At 72.3% G+C, this 6,667-nt stretch carries 5 protein-coding genes; 1 reads left to right on the forward strand and 4 read right to left on the reverse strand.

Features of this window, described 5'->3' with window-relative positions:
* Positions 1–20: 20 nt before the first annotated feature.
* Complete coding sequence (locus tag CRP39_RS12240) at positions 21–2,903, reverse strand: ATP-binding protein (protein ID WP_097206651.1); 2,883 nt, start codon at positions 2,901–2,903, stop codon at positions 21–23.
* Between CRP39_RS12240 and CRP39_RS26385 the strand changes: the two genes are divergently transcribed.
* Positions 2,896–3,261 (forward strand): hypothetical protein, encoded by a 366-nt coding sequence (locus tag CRP39_RS26385; protein WP_143426627.1) that lies wholly within the window; start codon positions 2,896–2,898, stop codon positions 3,259–3,261. The genes CRP39_RS12240 and CRP39_RS26385 overlap by 8 nt on opposite strands.
* Before the next feature lie 315 nt (positions 3,262–3,576).
* Here the strand turns inward: CRP39_RS26385 and CRP39_RS12245 are convergent, their stop codons facing one another.
* The 3 genes from CRP39_RS12245 to CRP39_RS12255 form a co-directional block, all read right to left on the reverse strand.
* Complete coding sequence (locus tag CRP39_RS12245) at positions 3,577–4,626, reverse strand: YeiH family protein (RefSeq protein WP_097206652.1); 1,050 nt, start codon at positions 4,624–4,626, stop codon at positions 3,577–3,579.
* The gene (locus CRP39_RS12250; RefSeq protein WP_097206653.1) at positions 4,623–5,951 is read right to left on the reverse strand and encodes an MFS transporter; all 1,329 of its coding nucleotides are present in this window, start codon (positions 5,949–5,951) and stop codon (positions 4,623–4,625) included. The genes CRP39_RS12245 and CRP39_RS12250 overlap by 4 nt, the downstream gene beginning before the upstream one ends.
* A gap of 239 nt (positions 5,952–6,190) precedes the next feature.
* A partial coding sequence (locus CRP39_RS12255; protein ID WP_143426628.1) for a 3-keto-5-aminohexanoate cleavage protein occupies positions 6,191–6,667 on the reverse strand: 477 nt, incomplete at its 5' end.

Genomic DNA, 6,667 nt, shown 5'->3' on the forward strand with positions numbered 1-6,667 from the left:
GAACTACTCAGGCGGCCTACTCACGTCCGAGTGGTCACCCACACGGCGATCTGGCTGCGGTTCGGCAGATCCAGCTTCGTGAGGATGTGCTGCACGTGGTTCTGCGCGGTGCGCTCGGAGAGATACAGCCGGGCGGCGATCTGGCGGTTGGTGAGCCCCTCCCCCACCAGGACGGCGACCTCACGCTCGCGAGGCGTGAGCGGGTTCCCGCGCTCGTCGTCGAGCCGGTCCACGAGTCGTCGCCCCCGTTCGACCCACGGAGCCATCCCGAGGGCCGACGCCTGCTCGACGACCCCCACGCTGAGGGTTCGCGCCCGCGCCAGGTCGCCCGGACGAGCCCGGCGGGTCAGGACGGTGGCCAGCTCGAACCGGGACTGGACGGCGAAACCGGCTGCCCCGTTCCTCGCGCAGGCCTGTGCCGCCGCCTCCAGATCCACCACGGCCTCGTCGAGGAGCTCCAGATGTGCTTCGGCCGACCCCAGGTACAGCTCGACCGGCCCGTTGTAGGCCACCGCCCCGGCGCCGTCGGCCACGTGCCGCCCGCGGAGAGGAGCGAGCCGCCCGCGTAACACGGCCACGTCGTCGGAGGCGTCCAGCGCGATGGCCGTGCCGATGCCCAGCGCGAAGCTCGACGTCGTCGCATGGGGAGTCGGCCGCCAGCTCGCCGGGGGGCCCAGACGGCGGTACAGAGTCGCCGCCTGTCCCAGCAGCCCCGCGTCGGCGAGGAAGAATGCCGCCGCGATCGAGAAGATGACGCCCTCGATGGGGAAGTCCAGCCCGTCGCCGTCCTCGTCGCCGGGCCCGTAGCCGAGCAGGCCGGTGAGTTCGGGCGCATCACCGGTGTGCAGCCCGACCAGGGACAGCAACGCCGTCCGGTTTATCTGCGCCGACTCCCGACCGGCCGCCGACGGCGGCAGCGCCGCTACCGCACGGTCGGCCAGCAGGCGTGCATCGGCGAATCGGCCGACAGCCTGCGCCAGGACGGCGCGTGTCTGCAGCAGGTGCCAGCGCGCCACCGGGGTGCGCTGGTCGGCCACGCAGCGCGCCAGCGGCTCCAGCTCCCGGCTCACGGCGGCGAGATCCCCACGCTCGAAGGCCACGTCGATCCGCCACAGGTGCCCCCACATGCGCAGGGTCGAGTCCTGGCCCTCATGACCGACTGCGGAGATCCGGTCGGCAAGCGTCGCCCGCTCCTCCATCCCCTCGGGTCCGGACGCGACCAGCTGGCGGGCCCGCAGGGCCGCAGCAAGGGAGGCCGGGTCGGCGGAACGGTCGGCCATCGCCAGCGCGTGCGCGCTCGCACGGCCGGCCACCTCGAGGTCGCCGAGGTACATGCACGCCGTGGAGAGGTTCGCGGCCACCTTGGCCCTCAGGGCAGTCGCCGACGGAGGCAACGCAGTGAGGGCCTCTGCGCAGGACGCTCGAACCAGCACCTCCGCCTCGAGGCTCGATTCACCACCCTCCATCGCCAGCGCCGCCTCGGCGAGCAGGTCCGGGCGGCGCAGGACACGAGCCAGCGCCGCTGCATCGCGACAGACCGGCAGGCGTCCCGAGAGCTCACCCGCCGATTTCAGCGCACCCGCGGCGCCCAGTAGGAGCCGGCAACGACGACCGTCGTCGATGTCGACGGCACCGACGGTCAGGGCGAGACGGTAGAGCCGGGCGGCCTCCTCGTAGGCGAGACGACGCATCGCCTCCTCTGCGGCACGCGTGATCCACTCTGCGGCCCGTTCCCGCTCCCCGGAGGCAGCCGCTGCAGCCCAATGACGGGCGAGGTCGGACAGATGTGGTTCGAGCCGGCCGGTGTGCATCCGTTCGACGGCGTCCGCGGCGCTGCGGTGCAACCTCACCCGCTCGGCCGGGACGAGGCCGGCCTCGACCGCATCCCGCACCAGGTCGTGCACGAAGCGGTGGTCACCCGGTGGAGAACCAGCGACCAGGCCCGCGGCGGCGGCCTCCTCGATGAGTGGGAGGCAGGTGAGTTCCGACGCCCGCAGCATGTCGGCGACCAGCGTCAAGGGGAACTCGCGTCCGACGACGGACGCCGCCTGGAGGAGCTCGACCGTCTCGGGGCGCAGCCTCCTCAGCCGCGCGCGGATGGCATCCCGGACACCGGCCGGCACGACGAGCTCGTCGGTTCCGTCCGCCAGCGCCCGGGCGACCTCCGTGACGTAGAAGGGGTTGCCCCCGGTGCGGGCGTGCACCTGCTCGACGTCCCTGTCGGACACCTCCTCTCCGAGGACCGAGGCCAGCTGCGCACCGACGTGCGCGAGGGAGAGACCGCCGATCTCCAGGACCCGCGTCGCAGGAGTACGGGCCAGCCCGACCAGCAGGACGTCGCCGAGCGGTTCGGTGTCGCGGTAGCTCACCAGGAGGAGAAGTCGCTGGGTGGACATGGAGTCCGCGAGGTGCTGCAGGAGGAGCAGGGACGAGTCGTCCGCCCAGTGCGCGTCGTCGAGCACGATCACGAGGGGCCTCTCCTGCGACAGCAGACGCAGGAGCCGATCGACCGCATCGAAGAGCCGGAAGCGGTCCTCCGCCGTGCCGGGGCCGACCGTCCCGTCCTGAACTCCCTGGAACAGGTCCGGCGCGAGCCGCGCCAGCTCCGCGGTCAGCCGGTGGTCTCGGGCCAGAGCGTGGAGGTCAGCGTGCTGTCCCGCAGCGCGCAGGACCTGCCGCCACGGCCAGTACGGCGGGGCCCCGGCGGCCTCGGGCGCCCGTCCCCACACGACGACGGCGCCCGCCGAAGCGGCCTCGGCGGACAACTCCTCCGCCAGCCGCGTCTTCCCGATCCCGGGCTGCCCGCGGCAGAGCACCAAGCTCGGCCGGCCGGCGAGTGCCGACGCGAGACAGTCCTCGAGCACGGCGGACTCCCGGTCGCGGCCCACGAACGAGGTGCGCATCGACGTCCTCCTCCAGCCCGCCGTTCCCGGACCCGACACGAGGAGCGGTCGCCCGACCGACTCGCCGTGTGACGTGACGGCGTGTGCGATCCTCCCCCACCACCCCGTCTACGGACGCATCCTCGGCGTGCCGGTCGGCGGCCCACCTGGGCGTCATCGCCGGCGGGTCCAGGCTCTCGGAGGAACACGGATGAAGTCCTTTCTCGCTGTCGTCGCCCTCCTCCTCGTCGTCGCCCTCGGCGTCGCCGGTGTCGTGCTCGGAGAGGCTGATGACTCGCCCGGTCTGCAGGGCCTGGGCGTTCTGCTCGTGATCGGCGCGGTCGCGGTCGGCGTGAGGATCGGGCGCCGGGTCAGGTGACAGCGCAGCCGCCGATCTGCAGCGGATGACGCCCGTCGTGTCGCCGGTCGAACGATCGGCCGGAGCCCACCAGCCGTGTGCGTGTGTGGCGTGTCGCCCCTGACCGAACTCGACCACGCCCCGACGCCACCACCGCGGCTGGTGCGTGTCTGCGGGGTTCCACGGGGTCCGGGGGCGTAGAGCGCCAGGTCAGAGCCACGAGGGCACCTCGACAGGCCGCCGCGGACACCGCTGACGGGAGCCGCCGGATCCCCGACCTGTGACCAGGTCGGGGATCCGGCGTCAGGTGCACCCGAGGCGAGCGGTCTGGCTGTGTCACCCGAGCAGGAAGACCCCGGCCAGCGAGACACCCGCGACGAGCAGCGTTGACAGCGTGGCCACGATGAGGACCGGGCCGCTGCGGCGGAAGAGCGTCGCGATCTGCACCGCGGCTCCCATCCCGAACAGTGCGGCGCCGAGGGCGGCGACCTGCACCTGCGAGATCGCCGCGAGCGCACCCGCGGGGACCATCCCGGTGCTGCGGAAGGCGACGCAGGCGAGGAAGCCGAGCACGAACAGCGGCACGATCGGCGGCCGCTTGCCGCCGGTCTGCGCACCGGCCATCCGCTTCCGCACGCTGACGGTGGCCACCACGGGGGCCAGCATGAGCACGCGGGTCAGCTTCACGACGACGGCGATGGCGACGACGCTCGCCCCACCCGCGCCGGCCGCGGCGACGACCTGGCCGACCTCCTGGATGCTGGCCCCGGCCCAGATGCCGAACTGCTGGTCGGTCAGGCCCAGCGGACCGGCCAACAGCGGCAGCAGGACCATCGCCAGCGTGCCGAACAGGGTGACCATCGCGATGCCGACGGTGACGTCCTCCTCGTCGGCGCCGGCGGTGTCCTCCATCGCCGCGATCGCCGAGGCGCCGCAGATGGCGAAGCCGGTGCCCAGGATCAGGCTGCGGGCCGCGCCCAGCCGGGCCCGGTTGCCCAGCCAGGTGGTGACCACCAGCGTGATCACCAGGGTGGCCGCGACCAGCGCGATGGTGCCGAGGCCGAGCGCGGCGATCGCGCCGAAGGAGACCGAGAAGCCCAGCAGCACGATCCCGACCCGCAGCAGCCGCTTGGTGATCCCGCCCAGCGCCTGCCGCGCCCCGGCGGGCAGCAGCCGGGTGTTGCCGGCCAGCATGCCCAGTGCGACCGCCCAGGTGAGCACACCGATCGCGGGCACGAACTGGTGGGCCAGCATGGCCCCGCCGAGCCCGAGACCGGCGGCGAGCAGCCCGGTACACACCTTCCGGCGGCGTGCCGCGACGGGGGTCGCGACAGGCTCGTCGATGTCGTTCTCACGCACGTCGTCGACAGGCAGGACGGCGGTCATCGGATGACCGACTGAGCGTCGACCTTGGCGAGGCTGCGCAGGTAGTACTTGCGGCCGATCAGCAGCGCGATGAGGGCGCCCACCGCCACGACGGGGACGATCTGCATGGCGCCGGCCAGGCCGAACCGGTCGGCCAGGATGCCGGTGATCAGCGACCCGGCGGCGAGTCCGAGCAGGTTGTTCGCCAGGGTGAGGGTGCCCAGCGCGGTGGCCCGGATGGACTCGTGGGTCAGGTTGGTGACCATCGCGCCGGCCGGACCGGCGGTGCCGGCGGCGAAGAAGACGCCGATCGCCAGCAGCAGCAGCTGCGCGCCGCCGTGCGGCAGGGAGAAGCCGACGCCGAGGAAGACCAGCGATGCCGTCGTGTAGACGATGGCGGTGGTCCACTTGCGGATGGCGACCGTCCGGGCCAGCCGGTCGGTGACGGCGCCGCAGACGATCATGCCGGTGCCCATGAGCAGGATCGCGATCGCCGCGATCCCGGCGGCCTTGTCCGGGGCCAGGCCGTAGGCGCGGCCCAGGTAGCTGGGCAGCCAGGCGAACAGCGAGCCGGCGATGAACAGCTGCAAGCCGCTGCCGACGTAGGCGGCGATGACCGACGGCGTGCTGAACAGCGTGCGCAGCTTGGCCCGGCCGCCGGGGGCCGTCACCGGCTGGCCGTCGGTGAGGGTGGCGACGCGGTGCGCCTCGAGCTTCTTGTCGCTGATCAGCGCCCGGTAGGCGACGACGAGGACCAGGCCGAGGATGGCCATCGCGGCGAACGACCAGCGCCAGCCGAACTGGACGGCGAGCGCGCCACCCAGGGCGACGCCGAGCACCGAGCCGAACGAGCCGCCGGCCAGGAAGGCGCCGGTCAGGGAGGCGCGGCGGTAGACCGGGAAGACGGCGAGCACGACGGCCAGGCCGACGCTGCCGTAGGCGGCCTCACCGACACCGATGAAGACCCGGGCCAGCATCAGCTGCTCGTAGTTGGCCGCGATCGCCGAGCCGGCCGTGGCCAGGCTCCAGATCGAGGCCATCAGCACGATGGACTTGACCCGGCCCCAGCGGTCACCCAGCAGCGACAGCGGAACGGCCAGCAGGCCGACGGTCAGCGCGACGACGCTCGTCAGCCCGCCGAGCTCGGTGTCGGTCAGCGCCCATTCCACCTTCAAGAACGGGAAGACGGCGGACAGCACCTGCCGCGACATGTAGTCCGACAACAGCAGCGCGAAGGTGAGAGCAAAAACGAGCCAGGGAAAGAATCTCCGGGCCCGGGGGGCCGCAGAGGCGGAGGGCCGGTCGACGATCGTGTCGCCGACCCTCTCGGTGATCGGTGCTGCCATGACGAAGCTCCAGTTCGACGAGTCGATGCGCGATCCCGACGCCGCCCAGGGGGCGGCTGATCGAGGGGTCGACGTCGAACCGGGTGCTCGTCATCGACATGGGCGTGGGGTGCGGGCGCTCAGCGGAGGAGGGCCCGCACCCCACGTCGGGCGGTCGGGTGGCCGTCGATCAGGCGGTGCTGATCAGGCGGTGTTGACCAAACGGTGTTGACCAAACGGTGTTGATCAGACGGTGTTGATCAGGCGTGGTGCAGGAAGCCCCGCTGGCCGGGCTGGCGGTTGGGCGGGTAGCCGAGCTTGGCCAGCGCCTCGTCGGCGCTGCCCCAGTACTCGCCGAGCTGATAGATCTCGCGCGCCTCCTTGCCGGTGGCCACCTCGCGGCCGAGCTCGCCGGCGATGCGCACCAACTGACGCACGGCATCGGCCGAGGTGCACTTCTCACCCAACCGGCCCCACAGGGTGTCCTCGTTGCCGCAGCGGGTGTGCAAACCCAGCGCCATCGCGATCGCGTTGACCGGCAGGACGTTGCGCATGATGCTCTCCAGCGTCAGCGACGCGCCGTCCGGCACCCGGCGGATGAACTCCAGCATCGTGTACGGATTCGGCCCGTCGAAACCGCCACCGATGGCCACCCAGGTCAGGTTCAGCGGACCGGTGTACACCCCGCGCCGGACCAGCCGCTCCACCGTCTCCAGCTGCGCGGAGTGGGCCAGCTG

It is taken from the genome of Geodermatophilus sabuli, assembly GCF_900215145.1.
Lineage (GTDB): Bacteria > Actinomycetota > Actinomycetes > Mycobacteriales > Geodermatophilaceae > Geodermatophilus > Geodermatophilus sabuli.